The 17,223-nt window shown below is 72.4% G+C and carries 11 protein-coding genes and 2 pseudogenes; 5 read left to right on the plus strand and 8 right to left on the minus strand.

Features of this window, described 5'->3' with window-relative positions; translation table 11 throughout:
• Positions 1–76 precede the first annotated feature (76 nt).
• Positions 77–613: pseudogene (locus AB0J04_RS07500) on the plus strand (AMP-binding protein); the annotation flags it as partial.
• 56 nt (positions 614–669) lie between these two features.
• Here the strand turns inward: AB0J04_RS07500 and AB0J04_RS07505 are convergent.
• From AB0J04_RS07505 to AB0J04_RS07515, 3 genes are all read right to left on the minus strand, one after another.
• Positions 670–852, minus strand: a complete 183-nt coding sequence (locus tag AB0J04_RS07505; protein WP_363167473.1) for a hypothetical protein — start codon at positions 850–852, stop codon at positions 670–672.
• A 178-nt stretch (positions 853–1,030) separates the two neighbouring features.
• A complete protein-coding gene (locus AB0J04_RS07510; protein ID WP_363167472.1) occupies positions 1,031–2,773 on the minus strand; it encodes a HAMP domain-containing sensor histidine kinase in 1,743 nt (580 codons plus the stop codon).
• Between the two features lie 31 nt (positions 2,774–2,804).
• Positions 2,805–3,506, minus strand: a complete 702-nt coding sequence (locus AB0J04_RS07515; RefSeq protein ID WP_363167413.1) for a response regulator transcription factor — start codon at positions 3,504–3,506, stop codon at positions 2,805–2,807.
• Between the two features lie 91 nt (positions 3,507–3,597).
• Between AB0J04_RS07515 and AB0J04_RS07520 the strand changes: the two genes are divergently transcribed.
• The 4 genes from AB0J04_RS07520 to AB0J04_RS07535 are packed head-to-tail and all read left to right on the plus strand — an operon-like array spanning position 3,598 to position 7,367.
• Positions 3,598–4,155, plus strand: a complete 558-nt coding sequence (locus tag AB0J04_RS07520; RefSeq protein WP_363167414.1) for a hypothetical protein — start codon at positions 3,598–3,600, stop codon at positions 4,153–4,155.
• A gap of 37 nt (positions 4,156–4,192) precedes the next feature.
• On the plus strand, positions 4,193–5,371 hold the full coding sequence (locus tag AB0J04_RS07525; RefSeq protein WP_363167415.1) for a hypothetical protein: 1,179 nt from the start codon (positions 4,193–4,195) through the stop codon (positions 5,369–5,371).
• A complete protein-coding gene (locus AB0J04_RS07530; protein WP_363167416.1) occupies positions 5,368–6,120 on the plus strand; it encodes an ABC transporter ATP-binding protein in 753 nt (250 codons plus the stop codon). Before AB0J04_RS07525 ends, AB0J04_RS07530 begins: the two co-directional genes overlap by 4 nt.
• Positions 6,117–7,367 (plus strand): ABC transporter permease, encoded by a 1,251-nt coding sequence (locus tag AB0J04_RS07535; RefSeq protein ID WP_363167417.1) that lies wholly within the window; start codon positions 6,117–6,119, stop codon positions 7,365–7,367. The genes AB0J04_RS07530 and AB0J04_RS07535 overlap by 4 nt, the downstream gene beginning before the upstream one ends.
• 921 nt (positions 7,368–8,288) lie before the next feature.
• Here the strand turns inward: AB0J04_RS07535 and AB0J04_RS07540 are convergent.
• The 5 genes and pseudogenes from AB0J04_RS07540 to AB0J04_RS07560 all read right to left on the minus strand — a co-directional run.
• Positions 8,289–8,474: pseudogene (locus AB0J04_RS07540) on the minus strand (IS701 family transposase); the annotation flags it as partial.
• Positions 8,475–8,723: 249 nt separating this feature from the next.
• Positions 8,724–10,019, minus strand: coding sequence for a TIGR02679 family protein (locus AB0J04_RS07545; protein ID WP_363167418.1), 1,296 nt, complete (start codon positions 10,017–10,019; stop codon positions 8,724–8,726).
• On the minus strand, positions 10,009–14,127 hold the full coding sequence (locus AB0J04_RS07550; RefSeq protein WP_363167419.1) for a TIGR02680 family protein: 4,119 nt from the start codon (positions 14,125–14,127) through the stop codon (positions 10,009–10,011). The genes AB0J04_RS07545 and AB0J04_RS07550 overlap by 11 nt, the downstream gene beginning before the upstream one ends.
• Positions 14,124–15,566 carry a TIGR02678 family protein gene (locus AB0J04_RS07555; protein WP_363167420.1) on the minus strand — a complete coding sequence of 481 codons (1,443 nt, stop codon included), beginning with the start codon at positions 15,564–15,566 and terminating at the stop codon, positions 14,124–14,126. The genes AB0J04_RS07550 and AB0J04_RS07555 overlap by 4 nt, the downstream gene beginning before the upstream one ends.
• Before the next feature lie 13 nt (positions 15,567–15,579).
• Positions 15,580–17,202 (minus strand): TIGR02677 family protein, encoded by a 1,623-nt coding sequence (locus tag AB0J04_RS07560; protein WP_363167421.1) that lies wholly within the window; start codon positions 17,200–17,202, stop codon positions 15,580–15,582.
• Positions 17,203–17,223: the final 21 nt, after the last annotated feature.

A 17,223-nucleotide genomic window follows, 5' to 3' on the forward strand; every position in this document is an offset into this window, starting at 1 on the left:
GGTGACGGCTGTTGCTGCGGCGTGGCCACCTCTTGACCACTGCAGGCCATCCACGCTCCGCTTCAGCGTCCGCGCCATGCAGGTGTCGGACTTTCCCGGGCCGCCGCCCGAGGAGGGGCGGGCATTCATCAAGAACTTCCCCAGAGAGGGAGGCCAAGCTGGGGTTCGTTCCCAAGCTGGAGGAAATTCAGTGACCACTGACCCCGCCTTGGCCGCACGCCGGGCGCACACCACGCGTACGCCTCACACCGCACCCGCACCCGCACCCGCACCCGCCTCGGCGCGTCCCGCAAGTTCCGGGACGCGCGCCACAACAGCCGCGGGGCCGCCTTCGCCGTCGGAGAACACCCTCGACGCCTTGTTCACCCGGGCGGCCCGACGCCGCCCGAACGCCGTCGCCGTACAGGACGCCGGCGCCCCACTGCGTTTCGCCAAGGCCGAACTGTGGGCCGCACAGCTGGCGTCAGTACTGGTACACAGTGGAGTCCAGCTCGGTGATCCGGTGATCGTGCACTGCGACGACCATCGGCAGGCGCTGGTGGCACAGCTGGCCGTACTGAAGGCGGGAGGAGTGTGTGTGCCGGCCACCCGGGGGCTTGGCCGGTCGGAACTCCGCAGGATCGCCACGGTCAGCGATGCCTCGACCGTCTTGTGCAGCCGTTCCACCCGTCAAGCGTGGCCGCGGCGGTATGCCACGCTGGCACTGAACGAGGTAAGGCGGCTCTCGGTAGACCCGGTGGAAGCGGTCTGTCCCAGCACCACCAGGACGGTATTGATCGCGAACAGCGTCCCCGGCTGCCACGCGGGCAGGCCGCGCGCCTCGATGACGTAGGCACTCAGCAGCACGGTCACCTTCACGGCCTTCGTTTGGATCGGTGCACCTGGTCGCAGCACAGGATCAGACGAAGGCAGCCTCCACGTCCGGCAAACGCCCAGGTGAGCGGCCCAGTTCGAGGTCCATTTCGACCTCAGCCCATAAAACGAGCTAAGAAGCCGTTGCCGTATCAGGCATCAGAAGGCGTCCGTCCCTTCACAGCGGCAGGCTGAGTGTAAAGACCGTTTCCATGTTCGGGGTGCTGGTCACCGAGACCGTGCCGCCATGGGCTTCGGTGAGTTGGCGGACTATGGCCAGGCCCAGGCCACTGCCGCCGGTCTGGCGGCTGCGGGACTTGTCGGCGCGCCAGAAGCGGTCGAAGACACGGGGCAGGTCGTCGGCGCCGATACCGGTGCCGGTGTCGGCGACCTCGATCACGACCCGGTCGCCGGCACAGCGGCAGCGCAGGGTGACGTTGCCTCCGGGAGGGGTGTGCCGGATGGCGTTGGACAGCAGGTTGCCGATGGTCTGGCGCAGGCGCGCGGGGTCAGCGGAGAGGGTGGGGGCGTCCTCGGCGTGGGCGGTCAGCGTGACACCGGCGGCGTCGGCTCGGCCGCGGTGGGCGGCGGCCACGTGGTCGAGGAGTTCACGCAGGCACAGAGGTTCGGGGTGCAGCCGGAGCTGGCCCGCGTCGGCCTGTGCCAGGTACTGGAGGTCGTCGACGATGTGCTGGAGCAGCAGGGCCTCCTCCAGCAGGGAGGCGATGAACGCCTCGTCGGAGACTGCCAGTCCGTCCTGGGCCGCCTCCAGCCACGCGCGCATCGTGCTGAGCGGGGTGCGCAGTTCGTGGGCGACATCGCTGACCATCGCCTTGCGCTGGACCTCGACCCGCTCGCGGCGCTCCGCCAAATCGTTGAAGGCGGCGGCCAGACGGCCGATCTCGTCGTGGGTGGACACCGGTACCCGCAGATGCTGCTCGGCCGGGTGGCGGGCCGCGTCGGTCAGGGCGCGCAGGGGCCGTACCAGCCGGGTGCCGACGGTGACGGTGACGGCCACGGTGAGGACGAGGACGAGCGCGGCGACCCCGGCGATCCGGACCTTGTTCGCCGAGGAGAGGTCGAAGCCGGGTGCGGCCGCCGATCCGGCCGGGGTGGCGACGAACAGCAGCGCGGGCTGGGCGACGTACGGGGCGAGTTGTTCGCGGCGGGCGGTGTCGATGCACCGCTGGACGACCTCGCTGTCCTTCCCGGAGGGGGCGAAGTCGAGGCCGACCGGCACGGGGCCCAGGTTCTGGCGTTTCAGGCAGCCGGCGACCAGGGTGTTGAGCCGGTCGAGCGCCTCTCGCTCGGTGGGGGTGGGATTGTCGAGTGTGTACAGGTCGCACACCTCGATGGCCTTCCGCCGGGTGTTGTTGTCTCCAGTGAGGACCAGGGAGGGCCTGCCGCTGGGCCCCACGGTGACTCCGGCGGGGAAAGCGGCGACGCGCAGGCAGGACTGCAACTTGAGTACCCGGAGCCCCAGTTCCTTGCGTTCCTGTCCCGGCAGCCGGTACGGGCCCACCGCTCGCGGATCGATGCCGTCCGCCTGGACGCCGGGCAACAGGGCCGGGTCGGCCCGCAGCGGGTCGAGCAGTGCCGAGGCCCTGGTGGGGAGGGCGGTCGCGGTGCCGGACGCGGCGATGGGCCGGCGGTTCTGGGTGGTCAGGGTGATACGGCGGCCGGTCTGCCCGGCCAGCCGTTTCAGGGTGGGCGTCACCGCGGACCAGTCGGTGTGGCCGGCCGCGTAGCCGATGAGGGTGTCGTAGATCTGGGCGTCGTCGGCGAGGACCTGTCCCTGCTCCTGCTGGATGGCGCTGGTGGTGGTGCGGGCGGCGAGCCAGGCGGTGGCCGCGACCGCGCACACGGCGATGGTGATCGACGCGGCCAGCAGCCGGACCAGCAGGCTCCGCCGCAGCGGCATCCTGCCGTGGCGGCCCGCCCTTACCCCCGTCTCAGCGTCCACGGCTGCCGTCGGCGAGGCGGTAGCCGACGCCGAACACCGTCTGGAGATAGACCGGTTGCCGGGGTACCGGCTCGATCTTCTTGCGGAGGTTCAGGACGTGCACGTCGATGGTGCGCTCGGTGATGTAACGGTCGTCCCCTCGTGTGCTCGCCAGCAACTGGCGCCGGGTGAAGACCCGTTCGGGTTCCGCGGCCATCGCCGCGAGGACGTCGAACTCGCCCGGGGTGCAGGCCACTTGGCGGCCCTCGATCTCGACGACCCGGCGGACGGGGTCCACGGCGAGGGCGCCGACCCGCAGCACCGGGTCCTGTCGCAGGGTGCCGGCCGCCCGGGTCCGCCGTAGCAGAGTGCGGATACGGGCCATCAGTTCACGGGGGCTGTAGGGCTTGGTCAGGTAGTCGTCGGCGCCGAGATCCAGGCCGAGCAACAGGTCCTCCTCGGTGCTGCGGGCGGTCAGCATCAGCACCGGCAGGTCGCTCTCGCACCGCAGGATCCGGCACACGTCCAGACCGTCGACGACCGGCATCATCACATCGAGGACCAGCAGGTCGGGCCGGTGGCGGCGCACCTCGTCGAGGGCCGCGCGTCCGTCGTGGACGAGCAGGGCGGTGTGGCCCTCGCTCTCCAGGTAGCGGCGGATCACCTCGGCCTGTTTGGTGTCGTCCTCGGCCACGAGGACACGGGCGTTCATGGGGTCAGCGTAGGCACGACGGGATCAGGTCAGACGGCTTTCTGACGGCGCCCTGACAGGATCGTCATAAGTTCGGGCCATGGTCTGCGGCATGTTGAACCTCTTCAATCGAGCCGCGGTGTTCACCTCCGTCGGCGCGGTCGGCCTGATGGTCCTCACCGCCTGCGGGGGCGTCGGCGGAAACGACGACACGGACAAGGGCGGCGGCAAGGACGAGGTCGCCTCGCTGAACTCCCCGTCGGCGGGCGGCACTTCGACGAGCACGAGCGCGAGCGCCGGTCCCGACGCGGGCCGGCCGCAGATCCGGCTGGACAGCACCAACGAGGAAGTCAATCGCATGTACGAAGCCTGGCAGGCATGCCTGAAGGAGCACGGGGCGGCGGAGAAGTACAAGCGCAAGCCGAACGATCCCGCGGTGCTGGCCTGCAAGGGGAAGCAGCCGCTCGATCCGCCGGAGCTGGACCCGGCCAAGAACCCGGACTACGCCGACGACGTCCGCGAGATGGTGAAGTGCATGAAGGGCCACGGCATCAAAGCCCTGGTCTACGAAGGCAGTTGGGCCCTGGAAACCGGAAACGAGATGAACCGCCCCCACTACGACGAGTACGAACTCCAGTGCCAGGTGAAGGCGTTCGGTGAAGACGAGTAACGACACGAGGGCTGCCCGTCGGCCCGGGAGACGGCGGGTGGTCATCGGTGCGGTGGCCGTGGCGGTCGTCGTGGCGAGCGCGCTGACCGTGACCGCGTGGCAGAACAGCGGCGGGAAGCCGGACACCGGCGGCGGCGCCGTACGGACCGCGACCGCCGTCGTGACCAGGAGCGACCTCTCCAACGCCCAGACGCTGGACGGAACCCTCGGCTACGGCCGGGCGACCACCGTGAAGGGCGGCAGGACGGGCCTGGTCACCTGGCTGCCCGCGACGGGGGCCACGGTCCGGCGCGGCGAACCGCTGTACCGGGTGGACAACGTGCCGATGCCGGTCTTCTACGGCCAGACACCGCTGTACCGGACGCTGGAGGCGCGGGGCACCACGGGGCCGGACGTGAAGACGGTGGTCGACAACCTCAAGGCCCTCGACTACGACATCGGCGTACAACCCGCGGTGGGCACGTGGGTCACACCGCAGCGGGTCACGCCGACCGCCACGGGGAGCCTGCCGAGCGCCTCACCCTCCGGGGCACCCCCCACCCCCACCCCCACCGCCACGCCAACTCCCGTCCAGGTCAAGCGTGGTGACGGCGTCCTGACCGCCGATCTCATCGCCGCGATCAAGCGGTGGCAGACCGCGGCCGGCATGCCGTCCACCGGTGTGCTGGGCATCGGTGACGTCTCGGTGCTGTCCGGTGCCGTACGGGTCGAGGGCGTCCAGGCGCAGCTCGCCGACGCGGCCGACGGGACCCTGATGACGGTCACGTCCACCACCAAGTCGGTGACCGTCTCGGTGGATCCGGACGCGGCGGGCTCGATGCGGCGGGGCGACACGGTGACGGTGAGCCTGCCCGACGACTCCACGGCCAAGGGCACCATCGCCTCCATCGGCAGCGCCGTCCGCACCAGCGACACGTCGAGCGGCGACGACTCCTCCGGGCAACCGCGGCTGACCGTCAGCGTCTCGCTGCGTGACACCGGGGCGGTGCGCGGACTCGACTCCGCTCCCGTGCGGGTGAGTTTCACGTCGGAGACCCGCAAGGACGTGCTCACCGTGCCCATCGGCGCGCTGATGGCGCTGCGCGAGGGCGGCTACGCGGTCCAGTTGCCGGGCGGCCGGCTGGTGGCGGTGAAGACCGGGATGTTCTCCAAGGGCGTGGTGGAGGTCAGCGGCGACGGCATCGACGCCGGGACCAAGGTGGTGACGACGTCATGAGCGCGCCCCCGGTGCCGGTCGGGAGCGCGCCTCCGGTCCTGGCGGTGCGCGGCGCGAGCATGGTGTACCCCGGCGGGGTGACGGCGCTCGACGACGTCTCGCTCGTCGTCGAGCAGGGTGAACTCCTCGGCATCGTCGGCCCGTCCGGGTCCGGCAAGTCGACCCTGCTGAACATCATGGGCACGCTGGACCGGCCGACGAGCGGCACCGTGGAGATCGGCGGCCAGGACGTGGCGGACCTCTCCGACCGCAGACTGTCCGCCCTGCGGGGCCGTCAACTCGGCTTCGTGTTCCAGCAGTTCCATCTCACCGACGGGCTGACCGCCGCCGAGAACGTCGCCACCGGTCTGCTGTACGCCGGTGTCCCGCGCGGCAGGCGCCGCGCGCTGGCCCTTGAGGCGCTGGACCGGGTGGGGCTGGCCCGCCGTGCCCGGCATCTGCCGCAGCAGCTCTCCGGCGGTGAGCGGCAGCGGGTGGCCATCGCCCGCGCGCTCGTCAACCGGCCCGTGCTGGTGCTCGCGGACGAGCCCACGGGCGCGCTGGACACCGCGAACGGCGTGGCCGTACTGGATCTGCTGACCGCGCTGAACCGCGAGGGGACCACCATCGCGGTCATCACCCACGACCGGGACATCGCGGCGCAGCTGCCCCGGCGGGTGGAGATCCGCGACGGCCGCCTGCGCTCCGACATCCGCGCCGACGCCCCCGCCGACGTCGGCCCTCCCGCCCGTACGGAAAGCTGGACATGACCATCACATCGACGCGGCGGCACGCCGCCGGCCGTCCGGCCGACGGGGTCGCCGACAGCAGGCCGGTGCGGCTGGCACCGCTGGACATCCTCGGCCTCGGGATGCTGGGCGTCCGGACCCGCAAGATGCGCGCGGCCCTGTCCGCGCTCGGCATCTCGATCGGCATCGCGACCCTGATCGTCGTCACCGGGATCCCGGCGTCCAGTCAGAAGGCCCTGATGAAGGAGCTCTCCGCGCTGGGCACCAACATGCTCCAGGCGGTGCCCGCCAACCAGGACCCGCCGGTGCTGCTGCCTCCGGAGTCGGTGGACATGGCCCGCCGGATCGGGCCGGTCACGGCGGCCAGCGCGGTCGCCAACACCCACACCGAGGTGCTGCGCAACGACCGCCAGGGGGAGGCCGACTACACGGGGCTGACCGTCCTGGCGAGCAAGGTCGACCTGCTACGGACGATCAACGCCGAGATGGGCTCGGGCCGGTTCCTCGGCGCGAACACGGAGAAGTTCCCGACGGCCGTGCTCGGTTCGGTGGCCGCCTCCCGGCTCGGCATCCCGAAGGTCACCGCCGGGCAGCCGGCCCCGCAGATCTACATCGACCGCCAGTGGTTCACGGTCATCGGCGTCCTGGAGAAGACCCCCCTGTCGCCGGACATCGACCGCTCGGTGCTGGTCGGCTGGGACGCGGCGCGCAGCATGCTGAGGTTCGACGGCCATCCGACGGTGATCTACCTCAAGGCGGAGGAGTCGCAGATCGAGGCGGTCCGCGACGTGCTGCCGGAGACCATCAACCCCGAACTGCCCGGCGTGGTCCAGATCAGCCGCCCGTCCGACGCGCTGACCGCCAAACGGGCCACCGAGTCCACCTTCTCCGCGCTCTTCCTGGGACTCGCCGGGGTCGCCCTCCTCGTCGGCGGCATCGGAGTGGCCAACACCATGGTCATCTCCGTCCTCGAACGCCGCCGGGAGATCGGGCTGCGCCGCGCTCTGGGCGCCAACCGGAACCAGATACGCAGCCAGTTCCTCACCGAATCCGTCGTCCTGTCGGGGCTCGGCGGCCTGGTCGGCACCGTAATCGGCGTCCTGGCCACCATGGGTTATGCCACCCATCAGAACTGGCAGCCGGTCATCCCCCTCACCTCGGTGACCGCCGGGTTCGGCGGCGCGGTCCTGATCGGCATGCTCGCCGGCGTCTACCCATCCGTCCGCGCCGCCCGCCTGACCCCCACCGAAGCCCTCGCAACGACTTGAGTCCCGGCCAGGATGTCCCTGGAACAAGACGTGGCCGGGTACCGCCTCGCGCATCCCTGGAACGCCAGTCGGGACTTGCCGGCAGTCGGCTCAGCCACGGTCACTACGAAGCCGCCGGCCGAGATTCGCTGCAACACTCCCCAAAACGGTCTCTCTGTACGAAAAGAGGTAGCCGGTCGGCCCCAGCAGACGGTTCACGCCGTATCGCAGCGGGATGGACGCCGAGCGCGATCGGGTCTGCCCGATCACGGACACGGCAGCGTTTCACGTGTCCGCTCGTGCCAGGAGTCGGGATCGCACCGACGTCCCGGCGCCGCCGCCGTCCACGTCGGCAACCCGGCACCCCAAGCCGGCACTGCAGCCGCGCCACCACCGGACACACCGATCAGTGCAACCCACGGCCGCAGCGATCGCCAGAACACCACGCATATCCATTCATGTTCATGGGTGGCGACACCGGGCGTCGAGAGGGCAAGCGGCATCGGGTTAGCCCCGAACTACGTTCGACTACCGAGAATCCAGACATGGGAGACTTATCGACGCCTCGATGCTCCCAGGATGTCCCCATCCGGGCACAGAAAAAGCCCCCCACGATTTTCGTGGGGAGCTTTTAGGGCCCTGACCTGCACTTTTAACAGCCTCCTTCGGGATTCGAACCCGAGACCTACGCATTACGAGACCGTGAGCGATCATGTTGCCGGATAGCGCTTGATGCCGCCGAGTGATGTCGTGCCTGATCAGAGTCACCTGCGACAGGTTGCTCCCTGCTACCTCATGCTGCCCCGTCCAAAGACGTCCGGCCACCGAGCGGCCACCGGATCGGGCACTCCCGAAGCAACGGGTCTCGAATCGTTGAGTTGTCGGGCTCGGACAAAGTCCTCCCGCCTTCGGAACAGGCAAGTTGGTGGGGCGCGTCGCGGCGGTCCGGACGACGAGCGCGACGAACAGGCGGCAGATCCCGTCGCAGGACAACGGGATCAGGTCGTCCGACGTGGGTCGGTGTGCGTGTTCGTCGGCGCGGACGACGGCGAGGAAGGCGTGGGCCGGCATCGCGAGGATGGCCCAACGGGCCCAGGCGGGGTGGCGGCGGACCTGGTGCTCATCCAGCCCGGCCGGCCCCGTGACGGCTGATGCCGCCAGATGCCGTTGTGCCTGATCAGACCGCATGCGCCGTACCGGACGCCGGTACTGGTACCGCACCGTCCAAAGGCGTCCGGCCGCCCCATGGCCACGCCAAAAGGTGCCCGCTGCCCCTGGCAGTCACCCCACGCCACCTGTTGGGTCCGAACACTTACGGGCCCGGCTCACACCCCGCGTCACAACGCCCGCTCGTGCGGACGGGCCGGAGACCGGCGCTCACTGAGAAGACGCCGGCCGGGCCAGGTCGGACAGGAGCGCGGGCAGGAGGCGTTCCTCCATGACCGCGCCGCCGGACTCCCGCATGGCACGGGCCAGTTCGGGGTCCCAGGGGCTGGTGGTGGGCGGTCCCGCGAGCGGTGTGGACTCGCCCTCACCGAGTGCGGCCGTGTAGTCGGCGGCCGTCATCCGCCAGGGGTGGGCGCCGTGGCGGGTCACGGCGTCCGCGGTGATGCGCAGGCCGGCCCAGTCGAAGTCGGCGCGCCAGTGCAGCCGGGCTCCCGCGCGGACGGCGTCGCCGAGCAGTTTGTGGCAGGCGGCGGACGGGACGCCCTCGGTGCAGACCAGGGCGGCGCCGGTGCCCTGCAGTTCGCCGGCCGCGGCACGCAGGACGGCCGGGTTCTCGCAGACGAAGAGGGTGCGGGCTGCGGGGACGACGGGGTCGGTGGCGAGCTGGTGGAGGGTGAGCCGGAAGGGTATGCCGAAGCCGGCGGCGTCGCGCAGCCAGTCGCAGACGACGGTGTCGCCCCTGGCGCCGATGTTGAGGACGAGCACCTGGCTGGCGAGGTCGTCCGCGATGGCTCCGGCGCTCTCCCACAGGGCGCGCCGCCCGGCCCGGTCGCGCGGTACGGCGCGGCCGTCGCCGACGCGCTGGGCGAGGGCGCGCAGGACGAGCTGTTCGAGCGGGGTGCCGGGAACCAGGGCCTTGGTGTCGCCGGTGGCCCATTCGGCGAGGACCGGAAGCGGCAGGACTGCGGAAGACCGTTCCGGCGAGCCCGTGCAGCGGTCCCCGTCGCCGCAGAGCCGTTCCAGGACACGTGCCGCCACGTCGAGGAGCGGCGCGTCCCCCCGGCGTACAAGACGGGTGAGGGTGCCGTCGGCGGCGATCCGCTCCAGCCAGGCGGCGAACCATCCCTGCCCGGCGAGCCTGCTGGAGCGGACGGATTTGAGTGCCTGGTCGCGGCGCGATTCCTCGTCGGCCCGTTCGGCGGGCCGGTCGCGCAGCGAGCCATGGAGACGGCCGAGAGTCTGGAGGAGACCGGTGCCGTAGCGGTCGTACAGGTACCCGTCCAGATCGCGTATGGGTACGGCGAGGCGTCTGGCGGTCTCGGGCCGGTAGCGGCCGGTGATGCCGATGACGGTGCGGCGCTCGGCCTCGCTGGGCCCCGTGAGCCCGATGTCGCCGTCGAGCGCACCGCCGGTGCGCTCCAGTCTGCGGTGGGCGGCGGCGAGCAGCCGGGTCCATCCCTCGCCCCGCAGCTCGTCGTACGCCGACGGCTCACGCTCAGTGGACAACCGCGGCCCCCTCGGTCACCGGGACCCGCCGGGTGCCGGGCGAGCCGAGGGCCGCGGTGAGGTCGCCGGTGTCGTCGGCGAGGAGCCGGTCGCCGTCCCAGACGAGCAGCAGCGCGGAGACGGTGTGGTCGACGGCGGAGTGCGCCAGGTCGTAGTGGGCGGCGGCGGACACGGCGGCGTGGGCGGCCCACAGGTCGTAGCCGGTCATGAACAGGTCGAGGTCGAACTGCGCGGCCAGCGACATGAGTTCACCGCGCCCGGTGTCGTCCACGCCCGCGAAGGCCTCGTCGAGGGCGAGCAGGCGCGGGGCGTGCGGATGGGCGGAGTTGAGCATGGCGTGCGCGGCGGCGAACAGCGGCAGGTGCAGCGACACCGACTGCTCACCGCCCGACAGGCGGCTGTGCCGGGCCCGGGTGAGCCGCTCCTCGCTCTTGTCGGGCCGTACCAGCTGGAACGCGAACTGCCGCCAGCGCCGGTAGTCGAGGACCTCGGCGAGCAATTCGCGGTAGGGCTGGTCACGGTGGCGGGCGCGGGCGGTCTTGATCTGCGCGGCGAAGTGCGTGCGCACCCGGGCGAGACCGTCCGGGCCGAGGCGGACGGCGTCGGCGTCGAGGAGGGCGCAGACGCCGCGCTGTTCGTCGTCGAGGTGGTCGGCGAGCAGCCAACTCACCCCGACCGTCGTCCCCGAGGACATGGTGCGCCGACGCATGTCCGTGTTCATCCGCCGGATCAGGTCGCGGGCGTCGATGGTGCGGTCGTGGATCTGCTGGGCGAGCCGGGTCAGCAGGGCGTCCTCCAGGATGCGCTGCTCGGAATCGGAGAGCAGTTCGGCCTGGTCACGGCGGTGGGCGGAGATCTTCTGCGCGAAGGCCGCCACCGGCAGCGGGCCCTCCTCGTCGGCCACACGGACGAGGATGACCCCGTCGGAACCGTCCCACTCGGGCCGGTAGTCCTGCCCGGCGGCGGCCAGCTGCGCCTGCAGGTCGTCCAGGGCCTTGGTGAGACGGGTGACGGACTGCTTGAGGCTGGATTCGGTGGGGGTGAGGTCGCGGGTCGCGGCGAGGATCGCCTCGTGCACGGCGGCCACGGCCGGCGGGAGTGTCTCACCGGTCCAGTCGGCCTCCTGGGCGGGCCAGGCGAGGCCGGGCGGGCAGCGCAGGATGTCGAGGAGTTCCCTGACGGCATACGGGCGCAGGGAGCGGGCGGTGTCCTTCTCCTCCGCCGCTGCGACCGACCGGGCCTCGGCCGCGGCCGTACGGCGGGCCTCGGCCGCGGCGGTACCCGCGATCGCGCTGTGCTGAGCGGTGCGGGCCGCCTCTGCTTCCCCCACCAGGGCGTCGATGCCGTCCTCGGTCTCCTGCACCTGGCGCATCACCTCCTGCGCCTCGGCCCCGACGGCCTCCTGGAGGGCCTCAAGTCCCGCGGCCTCCTCGGTGTACCGGCGGCGTGCCGCGCGCTCGGTGTCCGCCGCCGCCTCCTCGTCCTCGGCGGCGACGGTGAGCCGGTCGGCGGCGGCCTCGGCCGCCTCGCTCTGGCGGGCGTGTTCGCGGCGGCGGGCGGCCAGTTCGCGGACCGCCGTCTCGAAGGCGCGGGTGGCGGTCTCGACGGCGTCGACGCGGTCGGTCTCGATGGCGTGCTCGGCGGCGGTGCGGCGCAGGGCGCGCTCGGCGACCGAGCAGGCGGCCACCGACTCGTCGTACGAGCCCTGGGCGGCGTCGGCGGCGTCGCGGGTGGCGCGCAGCCTCGCCGCGGCCCTGTCCAGTTCGCGCAGCGCCTCGATGATGCCGGTGGTGCGGGGCAGGGCGGCGCGGGCCGCGGCGTACGCGTCGAGGGCGGCATCCGTACGGGCCTGCACCCGCGCCAACTCGTCCAACTGGGCGGAGAGTTCGGCCAGGAGCGTCTCGCAGGCGGCGATCCGGGCGGCGCGCCGCCGGGCACGGGCGGTCGCGCCGACGTACTCGGCGTGCTCCTTGCTGTGGGCACCGACCAGGACACCTGCGGCGTACCGGCCGTCGGGGCTGATCTGGGGGATGCCGGTGTCGAGGTCGCCGGTGACGGCAACGGATCGCAGTACGGCGGTGATCCGGGCGGCGGTCGGGATCACATCGCCGGCCTCGGGGACCTCGGGGACCTCGGGGACCTCGGGGCGCAGGAGGTCGGCGAGGCTCGGTCCGCTCACCGGAGAACCGGCTCGCAAGTAACCCTCGCTGCGCCCGGCCGCCACGGGGGCGTCCTCGGCGGTGAGGAGGGCGTCGAGCATGCCCGATGCCTCCAAGGCGGCTTCCAGGTCCGCTCGCTGACGGTCCGTCAGGTGATCGTCGAAGTCGACGAGCCGCCACAGCGGAACACCCCCCTCACCGGGCGCCCGCTCGGCGGTGCGGCCACGGGCCTGGGGCGGGGCGTCGTCGTGTTCGGCGGCGATCCGGTCGCGCTCGGCCTCCGTCTCGGCGCGGCGGCGCTCGACATCGGCGCGCTGGGCGCGCAGGGCGGCGAGGGAGTCACGCAGTTCCTGTACGGCGGAGGCGGTGGCCTCGGTGAAGGCGTCCGCGAGCGTGACGGGCACACCCGAGCTCTCCGCCTCGCCGGTGAGTTCGAGGGCTTCGGCGAGTCGGCCGACCCCCTCCTCGGTCAGGAGCTCACCATGCGCCTCCGCCCACTGTCCCAGTGCCTCACGGGCCTGTTCGCGGGCGGATTCGAGAGCCGACTCGGCGGCCGTCTCGGCGGTTTCGGCCGCGCTGACGGCCTCCTCGGCACGGTCGAGCGATACCCGGGCGAGGTCACGGGTCTGCTCGGCGCCGCGTGCCGCCTGCTGGGCGCCGCGCACGGCCCGGACGCCCTCGTGGCGGGCGGCGGCGAGCGCGGCGGAGCGTTCGGGGAGGCGGGCCGGTTCGGCGTCGGCCGGAGTCCAGGACAGGCCGGCGGTGTGGGCGTGGTCGGCGACGGTGGCGGCGTCCCGGGAGACTGCGGCGTCGAGTTCGGCGGCGAGCCGCGCGGCGTGCTCGGCCTCGGCGCGGGCGCGGCCGGTTGCGGCGCTGCGGCGTTCACGTTCGGCGCTCGCCTGCCGGGCGGTCTGCTCGCAGGTGCGCACCAGGCGTTCCAGGTCGGCCAGTTGCTCGACGGCCTGGTAGGCGGCGGAGGAGCGCAGCTGGTCGAGGCGGGCGCGCTGGGCGGCGAGCGAGGCGTCGGCCGACTCGGCGGTCGTCTCGGCGGCGGCCTGCCGTTCACGGGCCTGAGCCAGGTCCGTGGTGGCGGTGCTCAGCGCGGTGGCGCGCTCGGCGGTCTCGGTACGGCGGGCGGTGAGCCGGTCCGCGGCGGCGCGGGCGTGGACCCGCAGGTAGGTGGAGTAGCTCGCGAGGAAGGCGCGGGTGGCGTCGTCGGCGGCGGCCAGCCCCTCCAGGGTGCGCTGCACGGACTCCATGTCGTCGAAGGAACGGGCCGCCTCGGCGATCAGGTCGTCGTCGAGCGGGCGCAGACCGGCGGTCAGGGTGTCGGAGAGCTTGGCCGGGTCGAGGTTCTTGGCGAGCTGCGGGCGGCGCAGCGTGAGGATCAGGGTGAGCAGTTGCTCGTACCGCTCCGGGCCGAGACCGAACAGGCGCTGGTCCACGGCGGCGCGGTAGTCGACCGTGGAGGCGATCAGCTCGCGTCCGAGTTCGGCGGCGAGTTGCTTCTTCGTCATCGGCCGGTCGTCGTGGGTGAGGAGGGAGAAGTCCTCGCCGACGCGGCCCTCTGCCACGAAGTGCCAGCGGGCGGGTGTGTCACGGTGGCGCTGAGCGTGCAGCCCGATGCCGCAGGTGACGGCCTCGCCCGTCTCCCGGTGGGTGAACTCGATCCAGACGTAGCCGAGCGCGCTGTCCTGCCCGCGGAAGAGCAGGTTGGACTTCATCGTGCGGTCCTCGGCGGCGAACGGGTTGAGCCGCTTGGGGTCGATACGGCCGTCGAGGACGAAGGGGAAGAGGACTTCGAGGGCCTTGGTCTTGCCGGATCCGTTGGGGCCGCGCAGCACCAGCCAGCCGCCGGCGAAGGAGAACTCCTCGTCCCGGTAGTCCCACAGGTTGATGATCCCGGCGCGGGTAGGGACGTAGCGCGCTGCTGGGGCGGGGGTGCTCACGGAGTCGGGTCCTCGGCGGTGTCGTTGACGGTGTCGTCGGCGAACAGGGCGGTCTGAGAGGGCGGCCCGGCCACCGTACGGGTCTTCACCCGGGCCGTGACCCCCCGATAGCGGGCGATCAGCGGCAGGGCGAGGGCCCCGCCGTCGACCCGGGCGATCAGCGACATGGCGGCCAGCAGGTCGAGCGCCTGGCCGAGCAACCGGTCCGGGTCGCCGCGCAGATCGGCGGCGAAGCCCGCGCCGTACTCGGTGGTGATCTCCTTGAGCCTGCCCCGCAGCCAGGAGTCGGTGACGAAGGGGTGGCGGGTCTCCGCCGGCTCCCGGCCCTCGTGGTCGGGCGTCTCGTACACGGACACCTCGTACGCCGACTCCTCGTCCGGCTCGGCGAGTTCGGCGACCAGTCCACGCGACGGCAGGGCCGCGTCGATACGCCGGGCGCGGACCGTCAGACGTTCGGCGGCGGTGGGCGCGGGCAGCAGTTCGAGGGCGTGCCGTCCGGAACGCTGCACGGCCGCGCTGATCCGGGCGGCAAGGAGCAGCGCGGCCTGCGCGACGGTACCGCCGCCGGGGAAGCGGATGTCGGACAGCCTGCCGGAGGTGTCGATGAGCGCCACGCCCTCGGCCCGCCGCTCCACCGTCAACCCGGTCAGCCGCTCCAGGTCCTCGGCGAGGGCGGGGGCCCGCAGCTGGCCCAGGAGTTCGGTGTCGGCGTCGGCGTAGAACGCGACCGGGTTCTCCAGCACCAGGCGGCGGGCGCGGCGGGCCTGGTCGCGGCGCTGAGCGGCACGGCCTGCGGACAGGCCCAGCGCGCCGGAGGAGTCCAGCAGCGCGGTGACCGACGTCAGATGCTGCAGGACCCGGGTCGGGTGGTGGACGGCGAGGAGGATCTCGCGGTCGATGTCGTACAGGGCCTCGGCGCGCTCGGGATCGCCGGCCCAGGCGGTGGCGGAGCCGTCGGCGAGGGTGAGCGCGCCGCGTTCGGTGAGCCAGGTGACCGCGTCGACGAAGGCGTCCCGGTCGGGCTTGCGTGCGGTGTCGAGCCCGAGTCCGTCGATGCGTACGGCGTCGGCGGCGACCGCGTCGGCCAGCTCGCCCAGCGCCACCTGCGCGCCGTGCCGGCCCAGGGCCGCGAGGGTGAGCACAAGGTAGGCGTAGCGGCGTCGGTCGAAGGGGCGTCCAGCGCGGGTGAGGGCCGGGCGGGTGGCGTCCAGGCCGTCCTGGGCGCGCTGGAGCCGGACGGTGTCGGCGGTGGTGACGAGCCGGTACCCGAGTGCCTCCATCAGGTCGGTGCGCAACTGGTCGGCCCAGCGGCGCACCGTCGCCAGCGCCGCCTTGTCCGGGTACCCGGACGTGACCAGCGGGTGCCGCAGGACGAGCCGTACCGCCTTCTGGTAGTCGGCGAGTTCGAGCGGGGAGACGCCTTCGGCGACACGGCTCATACGACGTCCTCGCTCATGTGGTGACCTCCAGGCGCAGCCCGTCGAGATGGAGGCGGCCGCGCACGGTGTCGACGGTGGTGGAGCCCTCGGCGGGGGTGAGGGTGAGCCGTACCCCGTGGGCGGAGCCGGAGGCGGCGGTGACCCGGCGGCTCGCGGGGACGCGGGCGGCGAGGGCCACGTCCAGCAGACCGAGCAGGGCCCGTGTCTCGGGCTCGTCGAGGGTCCGGCCGTACACGCCGTCCGAGGCGAGGGAGTTCGCGGCGCCGCGGCGCTCGGCCTGCTCCTTGAGCTGCTCGGCGCGGAGCAGGGCCCGCCGGTCGTCGTCGCGTTCGATGCGGCCGGGGCCGTGCAGGGCGGGGGTGCGGCCGGACTGGACCAGGGTGCGGGCGAGTTCGACCGGTTCGGCCTCCCACCAGGACGTACGCCCCGGAATCTGCTCGGGGTCGGCGATGTGGCGGGGCGCGCCGAGCCCGAAGACGGCCTGGAACACGGCGTGCGCGTCCTCGTCGCTCTCGCAGGAGGTGAACCACTGGGCGAGGTGGCGCAGTTGGCTCTCCCGGCTCACCCCGCCCCGGCGGGCCTCGGTGACCCGGCGCAGCAGGGCGAGGACGGAGCGGATCGCGGTGACGGTGGCGTCCTGCAGCCGCTCGGTCTCGCTGTGCTCGCGCTCCGCGAACCAGTGGACGATGCCGTCCCACCGGTGCCGCCAGTCCGCGAGGCGCTCGGCGGGGCTGCGGAAGAGCCGTTCGTCGGCCTCGGCCGCGAACTCGACCATGCGGTCCACACCGGTGGCCGCGGCCTTCTCGACCGCCTCGGCGAGCAGCGGGGCGTAGCGCCCGAGTTCGGCGGTGAACTCCCGCATGTGCGCGAGGAGCGTGTCCTTGTGGGCGAGGAACACCTCGGGCCGGGTGTCGTTGGTACGCGCCAGGTCGCCCAGCATGAGGTAGAAACGGGCGGCACGCTGCGCCATCTCGTTCAGCACCGAGTCGAGACGGCCGAGCTTGCGGTACACCTCCTCGCCGTCGCCCGCCGTGTTGGCCTCGGCCAGCGCTCGCAGGTCGCCGAGGATGTCGGGGAAGACGAGGCGGGAGAGCCGGGCGTCCTCCAGGCTCGCGCCGAGCACGTCCTCCACCGCCCGGTACGCCCGGTACCCGGCCTGGGTGAACTGGTACACGTAGTGCCGGTTGCGGTACTCGGCCAGGTTCGCGGCGCGCGTCCCGTCGTACGACCGGTCCAGCACCTGCCACTCCGCGAGCGCGTCGAGCAACGGCTGCACACCGGCCGACCCGCCCACCGCGCCCGCGCCGGGATGGTCGGCGGCGAGCCGCTCCAGCAGTCCCACCGCGTCCGAGGCGTGCAGCAGCACCTGGTAGTTGGCACGTCCGCGGTCGAAGGCCCGCAGCAGCCACAGGTACTCGTGACGCTTCTCGGCGGCGGCGAAGTGGAACAGCCGCAGCCGGTCGTCGAGGGAGAACGCGTCGATACCGAACGCGCCCTCGTCGACGGGGTCCGCGGCATCGGGCTCCGGGACGTCCGAACCCGACGCAGGGGCCAGGCCGGGGTCCGGGACGGGGTCCGGGACGGGGTCCGGGACGGGGTCCGGGACGGGGTCCGGGGCGTCGGGCTCGTCGCTCACGGGTCTGACGGCTTCCTCGCT

Origin of the sequence: Streptomyces sp. NPDC050263 (assembly GCF_040655955.1) — a bacterium.
Classification (GTDB): domain Bacteria; phylum Actinomycetota; class Actinomycetes; order Streptomycetales; family Streptomycetaceae; genus Streptomyces.

Excerpts from the sequence above, each read along its gene's own strand:
- AB0J04_RS07520 (WP_363167414.1), top strand. The coding sequence starts at position 3,598 with ATGTTGAACCTCTTCAATCGAGCCGCGGTGTTCACCTCCGTCGGCGCG.
- AB0J04_RS07515 (WP_363167413.1), bottom strand. The coding sequence starts at position 3,506 with ATGAACGCCCGTGTCCTCGTGGCCGAGGACGACACCAAACAGGCCGAG.
- AB0J04_RS07530 (WP_363167416.1), top strand. The coding sequence starts at position 5,368 with ATGAGCGCGCCCCCGGTGCCGGTCGGGAGCGCGCCTCCGGTCCTGGCG.
- AB0J04_RS07535 (WP_363167417.1), top strand. The coding sequence starts at position 6,117 with ATGACCATCACATCGACGCGGCGGCACGCCGCCGGCCGTCCGGCCGAC.
- AB0J04_RS07555 (WP_363167420.1), bottom strand. The coding sequence starts at position 15,566 with ATGAGCCGTGTCGCCGAAGGCGTCTCCCCGCTCGAACTCGCCGACTAC.
- AB0J04_RS07510 (WP_363167472.1), bottom strand. The coding sequence starts at position 2,773 with ATGCCGCTGCGGCGGAGCCTGCTGGTCCGGCTGCTGGCCGCGTCGATC.